This window comes from Streptomyces sp. Y7, assembly GCF_043195415.1.
Lineage (GTDB): Bacteria > Actinomycetota > Actinomycetes > Streptomycetales > Streptomycetaceae > Streptomyces.
On record NZ_JBIDDQ010000001.1, the window covers coordinates 654,526 to 674,584 of the forward strand.

A 20,059-nucleotide genomic window follows, 5' to 3' on the forward strand; every position below is an offset into this window, starting at 1 on the left:
GGAGGCGGCCCCGGATGGGGAACCGGTCGTACGAACCGAGCACCGTGGACACCAGGTGGCTCGGTGCCGTGATGGACGCGGCGTTCTTCCTGCTGCTCGGCGGGGCACTCGCGCGCTTCCTGCTGCGCCACCCCGGCGAACCGCGTACGCCGTGGATCATCGCGCTGTCCGTGGTGCTCGCGGCGCTCCATCTGCTGGGGCCGAGAGCCGGGGACTCCGGTCCGCGGCCCACCGGGCGGCACACGGCGTGGCTGGCGCTGACCGTCGCGGTGTGGATGGTCCTGGTGGTGCTCGCGCCCAGCTTCGCGTGGTGCGCGGTGCCGCTGTTCTACACGGGCCTGCGCACGCTGCCGCCGCGCGCGGCCCTGGCTCTCGTGGCGGTCCTGACCGTGTTCGTGGTGGCCGCGCAGGTGGAGCTCTCGGGCCGCTTCGACCCCAACCTGGTGCTGGCGCCGCCGGCCGTCGCCGCCCTGGCCACCGCCGTCTTCCTCCAGATGGAACGGCACACCGCACGCCAGCGTGTCCTGATCGACGACCTGATCCGCACCCGGCACGAACTCGCCGCCTCCGAGCGCCGCGAGGGCACCCTCGCCGAACGGCAGCGGCTCTCCATGGAGATCCACGACACGCTCGCCCAGGGTCTGTCGAGCCAGCGGATGCTGCTCCAGGCGGCGGACCGGGTGTGGGACACCGAACCGGACAAGGCCCGCGCCCATGTCCGCACGGCCGCGTCGGTCGCCGAGCACAACCTCGCCGAGGCCCGGCGGTTCGTGCACGACCTGGCGCCCGCCGACCTGGCCGGCGGCGAGGGCCTCGACGAGGCGCTGCGCGCCCTGGCCGCGCGGGAGTCCGGCGCCCATCTGACCGTACGCGTCCACATCGACGGTGACGGCCGGCTCCCCCAGCTGCCCGACCGGGTCCGCTCGGCCCTGCTGCGGGTCGCGCAGGGCGCCCTGGCCAACGTCCGCGAGCACGCCGGCGCCGGCGGCGCCGCCCTCACCCTGACGGTCCTCGACGACGCGGTCGTCCTGGACGTCTCCGACGACGGCCACGGCTTCGACCCCGCCGCCCTGCCCGCCGCCCCCGACGGCGGACGCGGACACGGGCTGCCGGCCATGCGGGCCCGGCTGCGCGCGCTCGGCGGCACCCTGACCGTCGAGTCCACGCCCGGCGAGGGCACCGTCCTGTCCGCAGCCGTCCCCCTGGAGGCGCCCCGATGACCCCCGACCCCGCTCCCGTGCGCATCCTGGTCTGCGACGACCACGCCGTCGTACGGGCCGGGCTGCTCGCCCTGCTCGACAGCGCCCCGGACATCGACGTCGTCGGCGAGGCCGGCACCGGAGAGGAGGCGCTCGCGCTGGCCGCGAGGCTCAGCCCGGACGTGGTGCTGATGGACCTGCAGCTGGGCGAGGGCATCGACGGCGTCGAGACCACCCGCCGGCTCACCTCCTCCCCCGGTGCCTCCACGCACGTCCTGGTCCTGACCACGTACGACACGGACGCCGACGTCACGCGGGCCGTCGAGGCGGGAGCGACGGGCTATCTGCTCAAGGCCGAGCGCCCCGACGAGCTCTTCGCCGCGATCCACGCCGCCGCCCAGGGACGGACCGCCCTGTCGGCCCCGGTGGCCGGCCGCGTCATGGCGGGCCTGCGCCGGCCCCGCCCCTCCCTCACCGACCGTGAGCGCGACATCCTCGCCCAGCTCGCCCGCGGCATCGGCAACCGGGACATCGCCCGGGCCCTGTTCATCAGCGAGGCCACGGTCAAGACCCATCTGCGCCGCATCTACGACAAACTCGGTGTCGACACCCGCGCGGGCGCGGTGGCCGTGGCGAAGGAGCGGCGACTGCTGCCCTGAGGGCGGCTCGCGTACCCGGGCCGGGAATGTTGTCGGTGTGCCTGTCGTATCCGCCCGGCCGCCGATCGTCTTCTTGGCAGCAGGGCATTCCCGCCCTGCGTACGCGTCGCACAAGGAGGCGAACCATGTCATCGACATCCGCGCCGAAGCCGATTCCCGACACCTATCGCCGGGTCACCCCGTGCCTGGTCGTCCAGGGCGCCGCGAAGGCGCTCGAGTTCTACAGCGAGGTCTTCGGGGCCACCGAGCGGATGCGGTTCCCGGGCCCCGGAGGTGCCATCGTGCACGCCGAGATCGAGATCGGGGACTCGGTCGTGATCGTCGAGGACGCCCTGCCCATGATGGGCACGGAGGCACCGCCGGCCGGCGGTCTGCCCGGCAGCCCGGCGTTCCTGTTCGTCTACGTGGAGGACGTGGACGCGGTCGTCGCCCGCGCCGTGGAGCTGGGGGCGACGCTGAAGCGGGCACCGCAGGATCAGTTCTACGGGGACCGGGACGGGTCGATCGTGGATCCGTACGGGCACTGGTGGACCCTCGCCTCGCATGTGGAGGACGTGGCGCCCGAGGAGATGGAGCGGCGGATGGCCGCCATGCTCGACCAGGAAGAAGGCCAGGCGTGAAGTACGTGCTGCTGTTCGTGGACGACGAGAAGTTCTCCCGGGAACTCCAGGCCATGGGCCCGGCCGAGCGGGCGCGGGCGTACGAGCGGGCGAATCAGTGGTTCGCCACGCATGCCGACAGGATCACGGGCGGGCAGAAGCTGCGCGATCCGCAGACAGCCACGACCGTGCGGCTCGGGGACGGGGAGCCGGTCGTGGTCGACGGGCCGTTCGTGGAGGGCAAGGAGGTCGTCAGTGGATACGCCGAGATCGACGTCGCCGACCTCGACGAGGCGCTGCGCATGGTGCGGACCTGGCCGGGCTGCCCGATCGTCGAGATCCGCCCGGTGGAGACCGAACCGCTGAGGTGAGCGAGACGTGACCGCATCGCCGTCTCCGGCGGCCGAGTCGCACGACCGGCTGGCCCGCGTGGTCCGGGAACACGCGGGCCGGCTGGCCGCCGCGCTGATCGGAGTGACCGGCGACTTCGACGCCGCCGAGGACCTGGTGCAGGACGCCGTGCTGGTGGCCCTGCGCACCTGGCCTCAGGACGGCATTCCGCAGCGGCCGGACGCCTGGCTGTTCACGGTGGCCCGGCGGCGCGGGCTCGATCACCTGCGGCGCCGGGAGAACTACCGGCGCAAGCTCGCGCAACTGCGGTGGCCGCCGGACGAGGGCGAGGTGTCGGTGCCCGACGAGCGGCTGCGGCTGATTTTCACCTGCTGCCACCCGGCCCTCACCCGGGAGGCGCAGATCGCGCTCACCCTGCGGGTGGTGTGCGGGCTGACCACGGCGCAGATCGCCCGCGCGTTCCTGGTGCGGGAGTCCACGGTGGCGCAGCGCATCACCCGTGCCAAACAGAAGATCACCAAGGCGGGCATCCCGTACCGCGTGCCCGCCGACGAGGAGTTGGGCGACCGGCTCACCCAGGTCCTGGCCGTCGTCTATCTGCTGTTCAACGAGGGCTATCTCGCCACCGCCGGGCAGGCGCAGTCGCACGACCTCGCCGACGACGCCGAGTGGCTGGCCGCCCTGCTGCACCGGCTGATGCCGACCGAGCCGGAGGCGGCCGGACTGCTGGCGCTGATCCGGCTGCACCGGGCCCGGACGGCGGCCCGCTTCACGCCCGAGGGGACGCTGGTACGGCTGGAGGACCAGGACCGTTCCGTGTGGGACCACGAGGCGATCGCGGCGGCGGGCGGGCTGCTGGCGCGGGCCATCCGACGGCGGCGGCCGGGCCCGTACCAGCTCCAGGCGGCGATCGTCGCCTGTCACGCGGAGGCGCCCCGCTGGGAGGACACCGACTGGGAGCAGATCGTGCTGCTCTACGACATGCTGCTCCACTTGGCGCCGTCACCGGTGACCCGCCTCCACCGGGCGGTCGCCCTGCGCTACACCGCGGGCCCGCACGCCGCCCTGGCCGAGGTGGACGCCCTCGCCCCGGACCTGGGCCGGTACTACCTGTTCCACGCCACCCGGGCCGACCTGCTGCGCGCCCTCGACCGCCCGGAGGAGGCCCGCGACGCGGACCGGCTGGCGCTCGGCCTGACCACCAACCCCGCCGAACGCGTGCTGCTCCAGGAACGGGCGTCCTCCTAGGGGAACCGGTCGCCCGGCGGTCCGCGGAAGGCCGCGCGTCCGGCTCGTACGCTCACGCGGGCAGACCGCTCCCCCGGGCGTCCGGGTCCGCTCCCGGTGCGTGGCCGCCCGCCGTCCGGGCCTCCAGCGCGTGCAGGACGGCCACCATGTCCTCGCCGCCGTGTCCCAGGTCGACGGTCTCACCGAACAGGGCGTGGCAGACGTCGAGAAGCGGGGACGCCATGTCGGCCCGGCGGGCGGCCTCGGCGATCAGCCGGTTGTTCTTCAGGACGTCGGCCGCCGCCGCCTGGACGGCGAAGTCCCGTGCCAGCAGTTTCGGCGCCTTGCCCCTGGAGACCGCGCTCGCCATGGGGCCGGCGTCCAGGACCTCCCGGAGCAGGCGCTGGTCGAGCCCGTACCGGTCGGCGAAGTGGAACGCCTCGGTCAGACCGGTGACCAGGGTGATCAGGAACAGGTTGACCGAGAACTTCATCAGCAGCGCGCCCGGTACGCCGCCGCATGCGAACGCCTCACGGCACATGGGCGCGAGGAGAGGCCGTACGGCCGCCACGGCGTCGTCGTCGCCCGCGAGCATCGCCACGAGTTCGCCCTGTTCGGCGGGGCCCCGGGAGCCGGAGACCGGTGCCTCGACATACCGGCCGCCCACGGCCCGTACGGCGTCCTGGAGCGCGGCCGAGTACGCGGCCGCGGTCGTGCCCATGTGGACGACGGTGCGACCGGCGACCTGGGCGGCGAAGCGGGGCGTGCCGCGGCCGAGGACGGTGTCCAGGGCGTTCTCGTCGGCCAGCATCAGGATCACGGTCGCCGCCCGCTCGAAGACCTCGGCGGGGCTCGCGGCGATCTCGGCGCCGGCGGCGCGCAGGGGTTCACAGCGCTCGCGGCTGCGGTTCCACACGACGAGGGGCGTTCCCGCCCGGGCCAGGTTGAGCGCCATGGGCTGTCCCATGACGCCGAGGCCGATGAAACCCACGTACACGATGCACCGCCGCTTCCGTTGCCGCTGCGGCGTGCTCGCGGTCCGCCGCGTGCGCACGCCGAGGTCGGGCGTCGTAGCGGACACCTCCGCTATGACAGCGGTCATAGTACCGGCTGCTATGACCGCCGTCATAGGATGGTGGGGGCAGCTTCGGGAGCGCGGATGCACGGGGACGGAGGTCGGGATGGCGGTGTCCGGACGGGGGCCGCGGGAGCGGATGGTCTTCAGCGCGGCCCAGCTCATCCGGCGGGACGGTGTCGCCGCCACGGGGATGCGTGAGGTCGCTGTGCACGCCTCGGCACCGCGCGGCTCGCTCCAGCACTACTTCCCCGGCGGCAAGGAGCAGTTGGTCAACGAGGCGGTCGGGTGGGCGGGCCGGTACGCCGGCAACCGGGTCGCCCGCTTCCTCGCCGCGCTGCCCGAGCCGACGCCCGGCGGGCTGTTCGCGCAGATGGTGCGCCAGTGGACCGACGAGTACGAGGCGGCCGGCTTCGCGGGCGGCTGCCCCGTGGCGGCCGCCACGGTGGACTGCGCGAAGTCCACGGACTCCACGCGCGAGGCGGTGGCCGCCGCGTTCGCGACCTGGTCCGGACCGGTGGGCCGCGCGCTGGTGGACATGGGCGTGCCCGAGGAACGGGCCGCGGGGCTCGCCACCTTGATGATCAGCGCGTTGGAGGGGGCGATCCTCATGGCACGCGCGGAGCGGGACGTGAGGGCGCTGACGACCGTCTCCCGGGAACTCGGCCCGCTGCTCGACGCCGCGGTGAGCAAGGCGGGTTGACGCCCGCGGGCGGGCCCTCGCGGCCATGGCCGCGCCCGCCGCCGGGACATGACGGTACGTCGGTCCGCGACGAGCGGGCGCCGGCGGTGCGTGACCGAGTGCCTCGCACGCCCCCGAGTGGCTGGTGATGCGACGTCTGCAGGTCTGTCGCAGACTGGACGGGTGAGTGGCACGTCTCCAGGGCGTGGCGAGACCACGTCCGCATCCCGGTCGGGACCACGGCAGACCGTGGCGCTGGCGGCGATGATGTTCGCCGTGGCGATGACGTTCATCGATCAGACCATCGTGTCCATCGCCGCCCCCGACATCGTCCGCGAACTGGGTCTGTCGGCTTCCGGCATGCAGTGGGTCGTGAACGCCTATCTGCTGTCCCTGGCCGCGTTCTTCGCGTTGGGCGGCCGGCTCGCGGACCTGTACGGGCCGCGCCGGGTCGTCGTGGTCGGCACGGTGGTGTTCGTCATCTCGTCGGTGCTGTGCGGCTGTGTCCCCGGGGGTGACGCGGCACAGGGCTGGCTCATCGCCTTCCGCGCGACGCAGGGTTTCGGTGCGGCGCTTCTCTTCCCCGCGGCGCTGGCCGTGGTGGTGGCGGTGTTCCCACCCGAGCGGCGCGGCCGGGCCCTGGCCCTGTTCTTCGGGCTGTCGGGCGCGCTGACCGCCCTGGGACCGCTGTTGGGCGGCTGGCTGACGGCGTGGACGTGGCGCGCGGTGTTCTGGGTCAACGTTCCCGTGGCGATCGTGGCACTCGCCCTGACCGCCTGGGCGCGGATCGCGGACCGACGCCGCCCCGGCACCCTCGACGTACCCGGCGCCGTGCTGATGGCCGTCGGCATGGGCCTGTGCGTCCTCGGCTTCCAACAGGCGTGGGCCTGGGGCTGGGACAGCGCGGCGACCTGGGGCTGCATCGCGGGCGGTCTGGCGATCCTCGTCGCGTTCGTGCGCTACGAGCTGGGCGTGCGGCACCCGTTGATCGATCTGCGGGTGTTCCGGGACAAGGCGTTCAGTGTGGACGCGGCCGTGCTGTTCTTCTCGATGCTCGCCTTCGTGCCGCTGTTCTTCTTCGCGTCCGTGTACGCCCAGGTGTCGCTGAGCGCCTCGCCCAACCAGGCGGCGCTGTTCCTGCTGTACTTCTTCGCCGGGTTCGCCATCGCCTCGCAGTGGGGCGGCCGGATCCTCGACAAGCAGGGCGCGCGCCCCGCGCTGAAGATGGGCACGATCCTGGGCGCCGTCGGGTTCGCCCTGTGGGCCGGTGAGCTCACCGACCTCTCGATGCACGACCAGTGGCCGTACGCGGCGCTGGCCGGCGCGGGCATCGGCTTCATCCTGGCCCCCGCGTCCACGGACGCCGTGAACCGGGCCATCGGCCCCTCCTACGGCGAGGTCACCGGGGTCACCCAGACCGTGCGCAACTTCGCGGCGAGCGTGGGCCTGGCGGTGTTCGGCACGATCCTGACCCACGTCACCAACACCAACGTGGTGAACACCCTGGAATCGCGGGGCCTGCCCTCGAATGTCGCCGACGACGTCGCCCACGACATCACCGAGTCGATCACGGGTCAGGGCGATTCCAGTACGCCCACGGGGACGGGTCCCGCCGCGACGGTGACGCGCAACGCGATGAACGCGATCCGCATGGACTTCGCCGAGGCCAACCAGTGGGTGTTCTACGGCATGGCCATCGCCCTCGGCGTCGGATTCCTGTGCGCCGTGCGGCACCCCGGCGGACGCGCGTTGACGCCGAAGGAGGCGGAGGAGCCGGAGGGCGCGGCGGGGACGGCCGCGGAGGGCTCCGACCGGGCGACGGCCTCACCGTCGCATCCGCGGTCGAGTCCGCGGTCGCACGAGGCGGACGCCTGACCGGGTCCAACGGCTGCCGGGAGCCCAGGAGTTCGCCTCCTGAAGTCCTGGGCAGGGCCAGAGGCGTCCGTGAGGAGTGAACGGGACATCGGCCGGCCTTCCTCGCAGGGCCTGGCGCGAGGTGCGGGGAACGACGCCGGCTGACCGAGGTGGCCGGCCGCGCTCCCGACCGCCCCCGGAGCGATGGCCACCCCAAGTGGCGCCTCCCGTACAGTCCGTGGCGACAGCCCGCGCCGACGCCGCCCCTGCCGGCGGCTCACCCAGGAGATGGACCATGGACACCGAAGCCGGCACCGGCTCCCTCCCGCACCCGCCCGGCACGGCCCGGCCGGTGCCCGAAGCCGAACCGGAGCTCGTGCGGCGGTGGCACTCACAGGGCGGGGAACTCATCGAGTTGCTCGCCCTGGTGCGCGAACGGGTCGGCGGTGTCGCCGCGTTCCGCATCGGACCCGCCCGCACCGTTCTCGTCACCGAGCCGCAGGCCGTCCAGCACGTGCTCGCCCGCCACCCGGAGCAGTACGTCAAGCGCTCGCACCGCGCCCGGCTACTGGTCGGCGACGGTGTGCTGTCCGCCGAGGGCGAGGCGTGGAAGCGGCAACGCCGGCTGCTCCAGTCCCAGTTCACGGGCACCGGGATGCGGCGCTACGACCGGCGCATCACCGAGGCGGCACGCGTCACCGCCGAGCGCTGGGCCGAGTACGCCCGCACCGGGCGGCCCTTGGACGTCGGGCGGGAGATGCGCTGGTTCGCCCTGGACACCATCTGGCGCTCCCTCACCGGCCATCCGCTCGACGAGGAGACCCAGCGTGAGCTGGAGGCCGTCGAGGCCGTGGGGGCGGCGCTGCCCGCGCTGCCCGCCGACGCGGAGGACGCCCGGACGGCCGTCGCCGACGACCTCGCCCGGATCGACGCGGTGGCCCGGCACGCGATCGAGGCCGCCCGGGCCGGGGAGATCGGCCCGGACGGCCCGGGGCTGCTGCATGTGCTGACCGAGGCCGGCGCCGAACGGCCCGAGTACACCGACCGGCTGATCCGCGACGAGCTGGTGACGCTGCTCGCGGCCGGGCACGAGACCACGGCCAGCACCCTGACATGGCTGTACCTGCTTCTCGATCAGCACCCCGAGGCCCGTGAGGAGGCACTCGCCGCCGGCGAAGCGGGTTCCGAGGAACGCCGCCGGGCCATCCAGGCACTGGTGCACGAGGCGCTGCGGCTGTACCCGTCCGTGTGGATCCTGCCCCGCCACGCCGCCGCGGACGACATCCTCGCCGGCTACCGGGTCGAGGCGGGCACCGACCTCCTGGTCTCGCCGTACCTCACGCACCGCGATCCAGCACTGTGGCCGGATCCGGAGCGCTTCGACCCGCGGCGTTTCCTCAGCCCGGACGGCCGGCCCACCCACACCGGTGCCTACTTCCCCTTCGGCGTCGGCCCCCGTGCCTGCCTGGGTATGCAGTTCGCGCTCCGCGAGTCGACCGTCCTGCTCGAACATCTGCTGCCGGCCCACGTCGTGGCGTTCTCCGCCACCCCCGCGAAGGCGAAGTACGGCATCACGGTCCGCCCCGACGGCCCCACACCCGCGACGCTGCTGCCGCGGTCCGGCTGAAATCTCAGCGGCGGCCGCCGAACTCCCAGTCGTGGACCTCGACATCGGCGTACACGTCGGGCTTGAGCACGGCGCGCGCCGTCGACGCGTCCGGCGCGCGCACCAGCGCCGCCGTGCCCACCCGGACGGTGCCGTCGTCGGACAGCAGCGGTCCGTAGGCGATGAGTTCGTCGTCCTCGGGCGGTCCGGCCGGCTCGGACGTCCCGTCCGGGCCGAGACCCAGCACCAGGTACCGGTTGCCTTCGCTGCGGCCGCCGGGGAAGTCCCACATGGTGCGCCCCAGCAGGTTGCGCCACCGGCGCAGCAGCACGTCCCGGTACACGCCGGCCTGGTAGTTGGGCTCGTCGAAGGCGAACGCGCGGGCGGCGGCGGCATCGGGCAGGTCGACGATGTGCACGCTGCCGGTCGGCGTCTCGCCGTCCGCCGCGAACGTCGGCCCCCGCGCGATCAGCCGCTCGTCGAACAGGTCCATGTACGACCAGTGCTCCTCCACCAGCCGCTCACGCAGTGGCAGGGAGTCGGGCCGGTCACGGTGGTAGCAGAAGAACTCCATTCCCCCAGTCTGGGCCAATACTTCACGCCTTGTGGCATCATCCGCTGTCATGCCCTCGTTACCCCTGTGGAAGTCAAGGCCCGTGGTTCTTCTGCTGGTCGTCCTTCTCGCGTTGGTCGTGACGCAGGGCGGCACCGGCTCCGAGGCCCTGACGGCACCGGGGACACAGACCGGTCCCGGCGCCCGCGCCGCCGAGCCGGCGACACCCGACCGGCCCCGCTACGAGGTGACACTGCGCGCCGACGCGGACGGCTCGCGTTGGACCGGCCGGCAACGGGTGTCCTTCCGCAACGCCTCCGCCGCTCCCCTGCGTGAGGTGTACGTACGCCTGTGGGGCAACGGCGTGGACAAGTGCGGCACCGCCACCGGCGCGCCGCCCGCGGTCCGGGTGTCCAGGGTGCGCGGCGGCACCGCGGGCCGGCCGACCGTCGGCTGCACGGCGCTGCGGATCGCCCTGCCGAAGCCCCTCGCCCGCGGCGAGCGCGCGTCCGTCTCCTTCGACGTGGCCATCGCGGTTCCCGCACGCAACGACCGCTTCGGTCGCGAGGGCGCCTTCCGCTTCCTGGGCAACGCGCTGCCCGTGCTCGCCGTGCACGACGCCGAGGGGTGGCACCTCGATCCGTATGTCACGACGGGCGAGAGCTTCTACACCCTGGCCGGCGACTTCCGCGTCGCCCTCGACCACCCCTCGCGTCTGAAGGTCCCCGCGACCGGCCGCACTTCGACCCGGTCGGTCCGGCCCGGACGCAGTCTCACCGTGAGCGTCGCGCGGCAGGTCCGGGACTTCGCCTGGGCGGCGGGCCCGTTCCGTACCGCGGTGGACACCACGCCCGGGGGCGTGCGGGTCAGGTCGTACTGGGCGCCGGGGACCTCCGCCGCGGGCGTGCGTCTGACCCGTGCGGACGGCGCCGCCGCCGTGGACCGGTTCGGCAGGGAGTTCGGCGCCTATCCGTACGGCGAGATCGACCTGGTGATGACCAGCGGGTTCGGCGGCGGCATGGAGTACCCGGGCCTCGTCCTGGTCGGCACCACCGACGAGGGCAGTGCCGTCGTCCACGAGGTGGCGCACCAGTGGTGGTACGGCATCGTCGGCAACGACGAGTACGGCGCGCCCTGGCTGGACGAGAGCTTCGCCCAGTACGCCAACGCGCGCTTCTACGGCTGGGACACCCGGGACTGCTGGTCGGAGGTGGACTGGCCGAGCGACCGCACGGCGCTGACCGCTTCCATGGCGTACTGGGCCGCGCACCGGGGCGAGTACCACCTGGTCTACACGGCCGGCTCCTGCGCCCTCGCGGACCTGGAGCGCACGCTCGGCGCGGACACCATGGCCCGGCTCCTGAAGCGGTACGCCCGCGACCACTGGTACGGCGTCTCCACCACCGCCGCGTTCGAGCGAGCCGCGCGGTCCGTGACGGACCAGGACCTCACCCCCTTCTTCGAGCAGCACCGCATCCGCTGACGACGGCCGGCTCCCGTCACGGCAGCGAGAAACGGCGGCGCACGTCGGGCCGGGACTTGAGGCGGTCCGGGTAGCCGGGGCCGGGCCGGGCGACGGTGTCGTCGGCGTGCATCGGCTCTCCGCACGCGGAGCAGACCACCTCGGCGTGCGCGTCATGGCCGCACGCGTCGTGGTGCAGGGTGATCGGCGGTCCCTCGGGGCCGGCGAGCCAGCGGTCGCCCCAGCGGGCCATCGCGGCGAGGACGGGGAAGAGGTCCCGGCCCTGCTCCGTCAGCAGGTACTCGTGACGGGGCGGCTCGCTCTCGTAGAGCCGCTTCTCCAGCAGCCCGGCCTCGACGAGCCGGCGGAGCCGGTCGGTGAGCGTGTTCCGGGCGATCCGCAACTCGCCCTGGAACTCGTCGAAGCGGCGGCTGCCGTAGAACGCCTCCCTGAGAACGAGCGGGGTCCAGGCGTCACCGACCACGTCCAGGGTGCGTGCGATGGAGCACGGCCAGTTCGCGAAGGACGTACGCGCGCTCATGTCCGCTCCCCGACCTCGTGGACCAGCTCGATCGCGCGGCCCAGGGTGTCGAGGCGGGCGGTGAGATCCGCACCGGCCGGATACAGACGGACGGTGTCCACGCCCGCGTCGCGCCAGACGCGCAGCCGCTCGCGGACCATGTCCTCGGTGCCGATCAGCGTCGTCGCGAGGACCATGTCGTCGGTGACCAGCGCCGTGGCCCCGTCCCGGTCGCCGGCCTGCCAGCGCTGCCGTACCTCCGCGGCGACGTCGGCCCAGCCCTGGCGGCTGTAGGCGCGGTTGTAGAAGTTGGTGGACGCCGAACCCATGCCGCCGAGGCTGAAGGCGAGTTCCTTCTTGCGGCCGGCCACCATGGCGCTCAGCGCCTCCTCGTCGGGGGCGAAGGCCACCTCGGCGCCCTGGCAGACGTCCAGGTCGGCGCGGGCACGTCCGCCGCGGGCCAGCCCTTCGTCCAGGGGGGCGAAGTAGGCGTCCGCCGCGCCCTCGGGCACGAAACTGGTGCCGAGCCAGCCGTCGGCGACCTCGCCGGTGAGCCGGAGCATGGCCGGTGACAGGGCGGCCAGGTAGATCGGCACGGGGTGTTCGGCCCGCATCGACAGCTTCATCGGTACGGCGTCCCCGCCGGGCAGCGGGATGCGGTACTCCTCGCCGGAGTGGTCGATCTTCCCGCCGTCGAGGACCTGCCGCACGATCTCGACCGTTTCGCGGACGCGGGCCAGCGGGCGGGCGAAGGGGACGCCGTGCAGTCCCTCCATCACCTGGGGGCCGGAGGGGCCGAGGCCCAGCAGGAAGCGTCCCTGGGACAGGTTGGAGAGCGTGATCGCCGTCTGCGCCAGGGACACCGGCGTCCGGGTGCCGACCTGCATCACGCCGGAGCCCAGCAGCATGCGCTCGGTGCGGGCCGCGTAGTAGCCGAGGGCGGAGGGCGCGTCGGAGCCCCAGGCCTCGGCGACCCAGCAGATGTCGAGGCCGAGCCGCTCGGCCTCCGCGACGAAGTCCGCCTGCCCTCGCCAGGAACCGAGCCCGGACGCCTCGATCGTCGTCGCGGTCCTCATCGCTCCTCCGCCAGCTTCTTGATGTGCCCCAGGGTGGCGGTCATGTTGCGCTCGAACTCCCGCATGCGCACGAACACGATCTTCTGCTCCTTGTCCGGCATCTCGTCGATGGCGAAGGACAGCCCGGACCGGCCGGGTCCGAGCTGCATCCACTCCGACAGTTCGGTCCCGTCGTCCTTGCCCTCCAGCCGGAAGCGCCAGACGGCGGCGGGCCGGGACGGGTCGTCGACGGCCCAGGCGATGACGCTCGGGGAGTCGCACTCGATGACGTGCGAGGTGGTCTCCCACTCCCCCAGGGCCTCGTGCCTGCTGCGGCCGACGAAGCGGGCGCCGACCGCGGGCCGGGACGCGCCGTCGAGCCAGTGGACCGACTGGAGCTCGTCGCTCATGCCCGGCATCAGCGACACATCGGAGACGATCTCCCACACCCGGTCCGGCGGCGCGTCGATCCACGCCCGGACCTCGACCGTGGGCTTGTCCGCATAGCGTGCGCCCGTCCACTCCACCCCGCACCAACCCCTTCCGCACCCAGCGCCATTGACGTCCAGAGTTGCGTAACGAGACTGACTGCGTCAAGAGGAGGGACGGCGGGCGCCGGGAGCCCGCTCCGCTACGCCCCGGCACCGCCCCGGTCCGTGTGCAGGACCGCGTTGTGCACCTGCTTCTCGACGTCACCGCGCGTCTCGCCCCGCTCCCTGGCGTAGTCGGCCATCGCGACCTGCACCTCCCGGGCCAGGTCCCGCCACGCCCGCAGGGCGGTGTTGTACGTCTCGGTCTGCCGGGCGCTCCAGCCACCCTGCTGGGTCGGCGGCCCGTACATCCCGCGCAGCTCCTCCACCCGGCCGTGCGCCTGCTCGGCCGCGCGCTCCTTCGCCACCAGCTCTTGGAAGATAGTCGTCACACAAATGGAGCATAGGCGGGTGAATCGGCTGACGCGCGCCGAACGCCGGAGTGCTCAGGCCGACGGCGACGCCGACGCGCGTCGCGCCCACTCCCGCGTCGACAGGGCGAGCAGTGCCTCCGTCTCGGCCGGGTCGGGCAACGGGCCGTGGTCTCCCGTGACTTGGAGGGCGGACGCGGCGGTGATGTGCCCCAGCCGCAGGGCGCCGGTGGTGCCGGCGCCCCGCAGCAGACCGGCGAGGAAGCCCGCCGCGAAGGCATCGCCGGCGCCCACCGCCTCCACCACCGTGGTGCGCGGCGTCGGCACGGTCACGGTGCCCGCGTCGGTGAACGCGGTCGCGGCGTTCGCCCCGTCCTTGACCACGAGGACACGCGGATGCGGGAGCCGCGCCCGTACGGCCGGTGCGGTCAGGTGCTCACCCCACAGCGCCTGTGCCTCGTCCAGCCCGACGAAGACGATGTCGGCCCGGTCGGCCAGTTCGCCCAGCACCTTCGGGGCGATGCCGTCCGGCCACAGAGCGGCGCGGTGGTTGACGTCGAAACTGACCGCGTACGGCCGGCTGCCGGGCTCGCCGGTCAGCGCCCGGTCCACCAGGTCGCGGCAGGACACGGACAGGGCCGGGGTGATGCCGGTCAGATGCAGCAGTGCGGCCGTGCCCACCGGCGGCTCGTCCAGCAGGCCGGGGCCGAGCGCGGAGGCGGCCGAGTCGCGCCGGTAGTAGTGCACACGTGTCCCGGCGGGGCCCGGGTCCTTGACCAGCAGGCCGGTCGGCCGGTGCGGGTCGGTGCGCACGTACGACACGTCGACGCCGGACGCGGCGACCGTGGCTCGGACGCGGTGGCCCAGGGGGTCGTCCCCGAGGGCGGAGAGCCAGGCGACGGGGATGCCGTGGTCGGCCAGGTACATCGCGACGTTCGACTCGGCCCCCGCCACCGACAGCCGCAGCCGCTCCGCGGTCAGCAGCGGGCTCGGCGGATCGGGCGCCAGGGCCGCCATCGTCTCACCGACACAGACGACCGGGCCGGGACCCGGACGCCAGGGGGTGGTCACCCCAGGCGCCTGTGCGCCGGTCATGACGGACCCCGCAGAGCGGAGGTCCACCGGACGCCGTCGATCCGACAGGCCGGTGTGGCTGTGCCGGGCGTGTCCTCGCGGGCGGTGACCAGGACGTCCTCCTTGGGACCTGGCGCCGCCGGCGCCACGCGGGCGGTCGTGATGTGCGGTGCGCCGGTCATGCCGGAACCCCCGGGGCCGAGGACTGCCCGACGGCGTCGAGACGACAGGCCGGCGTCGGGGTGCCGGGCGTGTCCACGCGAGCGGTGAACACCGCACCGTCCTCGGGGCCCGGGGCCGCGAGTCCCACGCGGGCGGTCGTGATGTGCAGGACGTCGTGGGCGAGGCACACGCCGGCCGGCTGTTCGGCCGGTAGCCGCAGCGTGCGGTCGAGCGTGCCGTCGGGCAGGTGACGGCGTACGGTGCCGGTTCCCCAGACGGCGATCCACACGCCGCCCTCGACGTCGACCGCCATGCCGTCGGGGCTGCCGTCGCGGATCGTCACGAACTCCTCGGGTGCGCCGAGGTCGCCGCTCACCGGGTCGACCGGGTGGCGCCGGACCACGCCCCGGGCGCTGTCCGCCAGGTACATCTGGCCGCCGTCGGGCGTGAACGCGGGCCCGTTGGGGACGGTGATGCCGTCCAGGACGCGGGCGACCGTGCCGCTCCGGTCGACGCGGTACAGGGATCCGGCGCCCTCGTCGGCGTCGTAGCTCATGCTGCCGGCCCAGAAGCGGCCGAACGGGTCGGCGACGGCGTCGTTCATGCGCATCGGTGCGGGGGCGTCGTCCTCCGGCCGGGCCAGCCAGTCGAGGGTGCCGTCGCCGTGCAGCAGGGCGATGCCGGTGCCGGCCGCCGCGATCCAGGTGCCGGCGTGACCGGCGACCGGGGCCACGGCGCCCAGCGGGACGGGGAGTCGGGCCAGGGTGCGCAGGGGTGCCGTCGGCTCGTGCGGGGCGGACAGGAGGCGGCCGGCGAGGATGTCGACGAGGACGACGTCCGTGCCCGTCCAGCGGACGCCCTCGCCCAGTTCGAGGCGGTCGGGGCGCGCGGAGCGCGGAGCGGCGGTCATGCCGCCCCCTCGGCCACGACGGTGCGGAACAGACGGGCGCGCTCCCGCAGGGCGTCGATGCCGCCGCCGTCGGCCGCGTCGCCGATCAGGGGCGAGCCGACGCCGACGGCGAGGGCTCCGGCCGCGAGGCAGGCGCGGGCGGTGGCCGCGTCGACACCGCCGACGGGGACGAACGCCGCGTCGGGGAACGGCCCGCGCAGGGCCTTCAGATACGCCGCGCCCCCGAACTGGGCTATCGGGAAGATCTTCAGCGCGGCCACGCCCAGGGCACGGGCGGCGACGATCTCGGTCGGTGTCAGCACTCCGGCGAGGACCGGCAGGCCCAGCTCCTGCGCGGTGACCACGCCGTCGCCGAGTCCCGGGGTGACCGCGAAGTCGGCTCCGGCACGGTGCGCGGCGCGGGCGTCCTCGGCGGTCAGGACGGTCCCGGCGCCGAGCGGGTGGTCCGGGCCGAGGGCGTGCCGGGCGCGTTCGATGACGGCGAGGGCGTCCTTGCCGGACAGCGAGACCTCGATCAGTTCGACGCCCTCCTCGGCCAGGGCCAGCACGGTGCGCAGCGCCGCGTCGGCGTCGTCGCCGCGCACGATCGCGACCAGGCGGTGGGCGGCCAGCGCGGCTGTCAGGTCCACGAACGGTGCTCCTTCGGTGCGGGGTTGGAGGGGCAGCGGCAGGCCCCGGTGATCGTCAGTCGCCAGCGGACCTCACCGGAGGGCGGTACCCGCGCGGCATCGTCGGGACCCGCGTCGGCGAGGTCGAAGACGCGCCCGAGCATGGGTTCCACGCCGGTGCTGCGGTACGGGTGCGGCTGCGGGAAGCCGCGGAGGTTGCGCCACAGGGCGATGGACACGGGCTGGCCGTCCGCCCGCAGTTCGAGGGCGAGCCGGTCGCGGTCGTCGTGGACGCAGACCAGGGGCGTGTCCACGACGGCGCCGACCGCGGTGCCGTCGTCGGGCCCGAGCCGGTTCATCGGCAGTCCGTGCGGTGCCGGCCACGGGCCGGTGATCCAGGGGGCGTCGGCGGGCCAGGGCTCGTCGACGAGCGGGGCGGCCTCGCGGAACAGGCGGGTGGGGGCGCCCTCGGTCATGTGCAGGGTCGCCCGCCCGGAGAGGTCCAGCAGGGCGTGCGCGGCCCACACGAAACGGAAGCCGGCCGGTGCGGTGAGGAGGTAGTCGGCCCGCACCCCGTCGGCCGTGGCGCGGAGGGTCCGCGCCAGGGTGAAGGACTCGCCCGCGACGTGTTCGGTGTCGCCGGTGCGGGTCCAGGCGCGGGACCAGACGTCGCCGTGGTCGGGCAGGCCGCGGACGGTGGGGAGGCACTCCTCCAGCCCGCCCGCGTCCACGAACGCGTCGCCCGGTGCGGCCGTGTCCCGTTCCGGTGCCGGGCGGTGCCAGAGCCATTCGCGCGACGGCGAGCGCAGGGACGTCCAGCGCCCGCCGTGCGCGGGGTCGGTGGTGAGCGTCAGCACCTACGTCACCACTCGGCGAAGGAGTCGTCGGAGTGCCGCCACACGGGGTTGCGCCAGGCGTGCCCGGAGCGGTCGGCCGCGCGGACGGCGGCGTCGTCGATCGTGATGCCCAGACCGGGGGCGTCGTTGCGGGGCGCGTGGCCGTCCACGAACCGGAACGGCGCGGGGTCGGCGAGGTAGGACAGCAGGTCGGCGTCCTTGTTGTAGTGGATGCCGCGGCTCTGCTCCTGGATCAGGAAGTTCGGTGTCGCGAACGCCACTTGGAGGCTGGCGGCCAGCGCGATCGGGCCGAGCGGGCAGTGCGGGGCGAGCTGGGCGCCGTAGGTGTCGGCGAGGGAGGCGATGCGGTGGACCTCGGAGATGCCGCCGGCGTGGGACAGGTCGGGCTGGGCGACGGCTATGCCGGCGGTGAGGGCGGGCAGGAACTCGGAGCGCGAGTAGAGGCGTTCGCCGGTGGCGAGGGGGATCGGCGTCGAGGCGATCAGGCCGGGCAGCAGATGGCCGTGCTCGGGGACGACGGGTTCCTCGACGAACAGCGGGTGCAGTGGCGCGAGTTCGGCCAGCACCCGGCGGGCGCTCGCGGCGGTGAAGCGGCCGTGGAAGTCGACGGCGACGTCCCGGTCCGCGCCAAGGACTTCGCGGGCGGCGGCTACTCGGGCGATGACGGCCGCGGTCTCGCCCGGGGTGGTGATCGGTGAGGTGGCGCCGGCGGCGTTCATCTTGACCGCGGTGAAACCGGCCTCGACCTGGGCGGTGATCTGGTCGGTGAGCTCGGCGGGTTCGTCGCCGCCGACCCAGGCGTAGACGCGGACGCGTTCGCGGACCGGTCCGCCCAGCAGGGCGTGCACGGGGGCGCCGTAGGTCTTGCCGGCGATGTCCCACAGGGCCTGGTCGATGCCGGCGACGGCGCTCGACAGGACCGGGCCGCCGCGGTAGAAGCCGCCCTTGCTGAGCACCTGCCAGTGGTCCTCGATGCGCAGCGGGTCCTGCCCGACGAGGTATTCGGCGAGGACGTCCACGGCGGCGCGGACCACCTCGGCCCGGCCCTCGACGACGGGTTCGCCCCAGCCGACGACGCCGTCGTCGGTCTCGATCCGGCAGAACAGCCAGCGCGGCGGTACCAGGAAGGTTTCTATGCGCGTGATCTTCACTTGCCGCCGGTGCCTTTCGTGTCGTCGGGGCCGTCGATGCGGTCCAGGTCGCGCCCGGCCTGGACGAGCAGGGCCCGCATCGCCGACTCGGCGGCACTCGCGTCCCGCGCGCGTACGGCGTCCAGGACGGCGCGGTGGGCCGGTACGGGGTCCTCGCTGTGGGGGTGGCTGTGCACGATGCGGTCGCGGTGGGCGAGGCCCGGTTCGATGACCATCTCCATGCGCTGCAGCAGCTCGTTGTGGGTGGCGGTCAGCAGGGCGCGGTGGAAGGCGAGGTCGGCCTCGACGGCCTGCCCGGGGTCGCCGTCCTGCCCGCCCATCGCGTCCAGGGCCGCCTCCAGGGCCGCGAGGTCGGCGTCGGTGCGGCGTTCGGCGGCCAGCCGCACGGCGGCCGGTTCGACGATGGCGCGGACCTCGGAGAGGTCGCGCAGCAGTGTCCGGTCGGCGTCGGTGGCCTCGCCGGCGCCCTCGAACTGCCAGCGCAGTACGTCGGCGTCGAGGAGGTTCCAGTCGGCGCGGGCCCGGACGAACGTGCCGCGTTTCTGGCGGGCGTCGACCATGCCCTTGGCGGCGAGCACCTTGAGGGACTCGCGCAGCGCGGTGAGACTGACGTCCAACTCGCTCTGGAGCGCCACCAGGTCGAGTGTGGCTCCCTCGGGGATCCGACCGCCCAGGATGCGGCGGGCGAGGGCCTCCACGGTCTGGCCGTGCACGCCGCGGCGGGCGTAGGGCGTCATGTCGTACAGCCTTTCTGCAGAAGGGTGCGGACGGGGGTGGCGGTCATGCCGAGGCCTTCACGACGCTCCAGCCCCCGTCCACGACGAGGCTCGTGCCGGTGATGAAGGAGGCTTCGCCTGCGCTCAGGAAGGCGATGGCCGCAGCCACCTCCTCGGGGGTGCCGAAGCGGCGGGCCGCCGTCTCGGCGACGCTGCGCTCGCGGTCCTCGGGCGGCACGCGGTCCCAGGCGGCGGTCAGGATCGGCCCGGGCAGGACGGCGTTGACGCGGACCTCGGGCCCGTACTCGACGGCGAGCTGACCGCACAGGGACAGCAGGGCGCCCTTGGACGCGGCGTAGGCGGGGTGTCCGGGGATGCCGACGCGCGCGTGGACGGACGAGGTCAGCACGGTCGCGCCCCGCCGCTCCCGCAGGTCGGGCAGGACCGCCCGGAAGCCGAGGAAGCTCGCGGTGAGGTTCACGGACAGCTGCCGCTGCCACGACTCCAGGCTCAGTTCGTCGGCCGGGGCCACGTCGACGGTGTAGGCGTTGCTGACGAGGACGTCCACGGGCCCGAAGTCGTGGGCGGCGGCCACGATCCGGCGCCAGTCGTCCTCGGCCGCCACGTCGGCCCGTACGAACCGGGCCCGGCCGCCGTCCTTCGCGATCCGTTCGGCGACCGCCGTGCCGTGCTCCTGCGCGATGTCGGCGAGGACCACCGCGGCGCCCTCCTCGGCGAGGCGGACGGCGGTGGCGGCACCGATGCCGGAGGCCGCGCCGGTGACCACGGCCGTGCGTCCGGTGAACCGGTCACCGGGCCGGCGTGGGGACTGGTCCAT

General features: G+C 73.9%; 22 protein-coding genes. 9 read left to right on the forward strand and 13 right to left on the reverse strand.

Translation table 11 applies throughout. The annotated features are described in order from the left end of the window. The first annotated feature begins 14 nt into the window (after window positions 1-14). The 5 genes from ACGFW6_RS02730 to ACGFW6_RS02750 all read left to right on the forward strand — a co-directional run bounded on the left by ACGFW6_RS02730 (window position 15) and on the right by ACGFW6_RS02750 (window position 4,056). On the forward strand, window positions 15-1,220 hold the full coding sequence (locus ACGFW6_RS02730; RefSeq protein WP_393503892.1) for a sensor histidine kinase: 1,206 nt from the start codon (window positions 15-17) through the stop codon (window positions 1,218-1,220). Then, window positions 1,217-1,858 carry a response regulator gene (locus ACGFW6_RS02735; protein ID WP_393503894.1) on the forward strand — a complete coding sequence of 214 codons (642 nt, stop codon included), beginning with the start codon at window positions 1,217-1,219 and terminating at the stop codon, window positions 1,856-1,858. Before ACGFW6_RS02730 ends, ACGFW6_RS02735 begins: the two co-directional genes overlap by 4 nt. A gap of 125 nt (window positions 1,859-1,983) precedes the next feature. Further along, complete coding sequence (locus tag ACGFW6_RS02740; RefSeq protein ID WP_393503897.1) at window positions 1,984-2,478, forward strand: VOC family protein; 495 nt, start codon at window positions 1,984-1,986, stop codon at window positions 2,476-2,478. Continuing rightward, window positions 2,475-2,828, forward strand: a complete 354-nt coding sequence (locus ACGFW6_RS02745; protein WP_393503900.1) for a YciI family protein — start codon at window positions 2,475-2,477, stop codon at window positions 2,826-2,828. The genes ACGFW6_RS02740 and ACGFW6_RS02745 overlap by 4 nt, the downstream gene beginning before the upstream one ends. A 7-nt stretch (window positions 2,829-2,835) precedes the next feature. Beyond that, window positions 2,836-4,056: an RNA polymerase sigma factor gene (locus ACGFW6_RS02750; RefSeq protein WP_393503903.1), complete on the forward strand. Its 1,221-nt coding sequence runs from the start codon at window positions 2,836-2,838 to the stop codon at window positions 4,054-4,056. 52 nt (window positions 4,057-4,108) lie between these two features. On the opposite strand, the gene ACGFW6_RS02755 is transcribed toward ACGFW6_RS02750, so the two are convergent. Beyond that, on the reverse strand, window positions 4,109-5,032 hold the full coding sequence (locus tag ACGFW6_RS02755; protein WP_393505056.1) for an NAD(P)-dependent oxidoreductase: 924 nt from the start codon (window positions 5,030-5,032) through the stop codon (window positions 4,109-4,111). 184 nt (window positions 5,033-5,216) lie between these two features. Between ACGFW6_RS02755 and ACGFW6_RS02760 the strand changes: the two genes are divergently transcribed. From ACGFW6_RS02760 to ACGFW6_RS02770, 3 genes are all read left to right on the forward strand, one after another. Continuing rightward, window positions 5,217-5,813: a TetR/AcrR family transcriptional regulator gene (locus tag ACGFW6_RS02760; protein ID WP_393503906.1), complete on the forward strand. Its 597-nt coding sequence runs from the start codon at window positions 5,217-5,219 to the stop codon at window positions 5,811-5,813. Window positions 5,814-6,056: 243 nt separating this feature from the next. Beyond that, entirely contained in the window at window positions 6,057-7,667 is a 1,611-nt protein-coding gene (locus tag ACGFW6_RS02765) for an MFS transporter (RefSeq protein WP_393505058.1), read from the forward strand. Window positions 7,668-7,941: 274 nt separating this feature from the next. Beyond that, a complete protein-coding gene (locus ACGFW6_RS02770; RefSeq protein ID WP_393503909.1) occupies window positions 7,942-9,273 on the forward strand; it encodes a cytochrome P450 in 1,332 nt (443 codons plus the stop codon). A gap of 4 nt (window positions 9,274-9,277) precedes the next feature. Here the strand turns inward: ACGFW6_RS02770 and ACGFW6_RS02775 are convergent, their stop codons facing one another. Further along, window positions 9,278-9,826 carry a YciI family protein gene (locus tag ACGFW6_RS02775; RefSeq protein WP_393503912.1) on the reverse strand — a complete coding sequence of 183 codons (549 nt, stop codon included), beginning with the start codon at window positions 9,824-9,826 and terminating at the stop codon, window positions 9,278-9,280. A 49-nt stretch (window positions 9,827-9,875) separates the two neighbouring features. Between ACGFW6_RS02775 and ACGFW6_RS02780 the strand changes: the two genes are divergently transcribed. Continuing rightward, window positions 9,876-11,288: a M1 family metallopeptidase gene (locus ACGFW6_RS02780; RefSeq protein ID WP_393503915.1), complete on the forward strand. Its 1,413-nt coding sequence runs from the start codon at window positions 9,876-9,878 to the stop codon at window positions 11,286-11,288. A 16-nt stretch (window positions 11,289-11,304) separates the two neighbouring features. Here ACGFW6_RS02780 and ACGFW6_RS02785 read toward each other — a convergent pair whose 3' ends face one another. The 11 genes from ACGFW6_RS02785 to ACGFW6_RS02835 all read right to left on the reverse strand — a co-directional run bounded on the left by ACGFW6_RS02785 (window position 11,305) and on the right by ACGFW6_RS02835 (window position 20,059). After that, window positions 11,305-11,808: a winged helix-turn-helix transcriptional regulator gene (locus ACGFW6_RS02785; RefSeq protein WP_393503918.1), complete on the reverse strand. Its 504-nt coding sequence runs from the start codon at window positions 11,806-11,808 to the stop codon at window positions 11,305-11,307. After that, window positions 11,805-12,863 (reverse strand): LLM class flavin-dependent oxidoreductase, encoded by a 1,059-nt coding sequence (locus ACGFW6_RS02790; protein WP_393503921.1) that lies wholly within the window; start codon window positions 12,861-12,863, stop codon window positions 11,805-11,807. The genes ACGFW6_RS02785 and ACGFW6_RS02790 overlap by 4 nt, the downstream gene beginning before the upstream one ends. Continuing rightward, the gene (locus ACGFW6_RS02795; RefSeq protein ID WP_393503924.1) at window positions 12,860-13,369 is read right to left on the reverse strand and encodes an SRPBCC family protein; all 510 of its coding nucleotides are present in this window, start codon (window positions 13,367-13,369) and stop codon (window positions 12,860-12,862) included. Before ACGFW6_RS02795 ends, ACGFW6_RS02790 begins: the two co-directional genes overlap by 4 nt. Window positions 13,370-13,473: 104 nt before the next feature. Next, entirely contained in the window at window positions 13,474-13,764 is a 291-nt protein-coding gene (locus ACGFW6_RS02800) for a hypothetical protein (RefSeq protein WP_393503927.1), read from the reverse strand. Between the two features lie 54 nt (window positions 13,765-13,818). Continuing rightward, on the reverse strand, window positions 13,819-14,838 hold the full coding sequence (locus ACGFW6_RS02805) for a sugar kinase (RefSeq protein ID WP_393503930.1): 1,020 nt from the start codon (window positions 14,836-14,838) through the stop codon (window positions 13,819-13,821). 157 nt (window positions 14,839-14,995) lie between these two features. After that, entirely contained in the window at window positions 14,996-15,889 is an 894-nt protein-coding gene (locus ACGFW6_RS02810) for an SMP-30/gluconolactonase/LRE family protein (protein ID WP_393503933.1), read from the reverse strand. Beyond that, the gene (locus tag ACGFW6_RS02815) at window positions 15,886-16,518 is read right to left on the reverse strand and encodes a bifunctional 4-hydroxy-2-oxoglutarate aldolase/2-dehydro-3-deoxy-phosphogluconate aldolase (protein WP_393503935.1); all 633 of its coding nucleotides are present in this window, start codon (window positions 16,516-16,518) and stop codon (window positions 15,886-15,888) included. Before ACGFW6_RS02815 ends, ACGFW6_RS02810 begins: the two co-directional genes overlap by 4 nt. Further along, complete coding sequence (locus tag ACGFW6_RS02820; protein ID WP_393503938.1) at window positions 16,509-17,354, reverse strand: hypothetical protein; 846 nt, start codon at window positions 17,352-17,354, stop codon at window positions 16,509-16,511. Before ACGFW6_RS02820 ends, ACGFW6_RS02815 begins: the two co-directional genes overlap by 10 nt. Before the next feature lie 5 nt (window positions 17,355-17,359). Beyond that, the gene (gene dgoD / locus ACGFW6_RS02825; RefSeq protein WP_393503941.1) at window positions 17,360-18,505 is read right to left on the reverse strand and encodes a galactonate dehydratase; all 1,146 of its coding nucleotides are present in this window, start codon (window positions 18,503-18,505) and stop codon (window positions 17,360-17,362) included. Beyond that, window positions 18,502-19,242, reverse strand: coding sequence for a FadR/GntR family transcriptional regulator (locus ACGFW6_RS02830; protein ID WP_393503944.1), 741 nt, complete (start codon window positions 19,240-19,242; stop codon window positions 18,502-18,504). The genes dgoD and ACGFW6_RS02830 overlap by 4 nt, the downstream gene beginning before the upstream one ends. Window positions 19,243-19,285: 43 nt before the next feature. After that, window positions 19,286-20,059 carry an SDR family NAD(P)-dependent oxidoreductase gene (locus ACGFW6_RS02835; protein WP_393503947.1) on the reverse strand — a complete coding sequence of 258 codons (774 nt, stop codon included), beginning with the start codon at window positions 20,057-20,059 and terminating at the stop codon, window positions 19,286-19,288.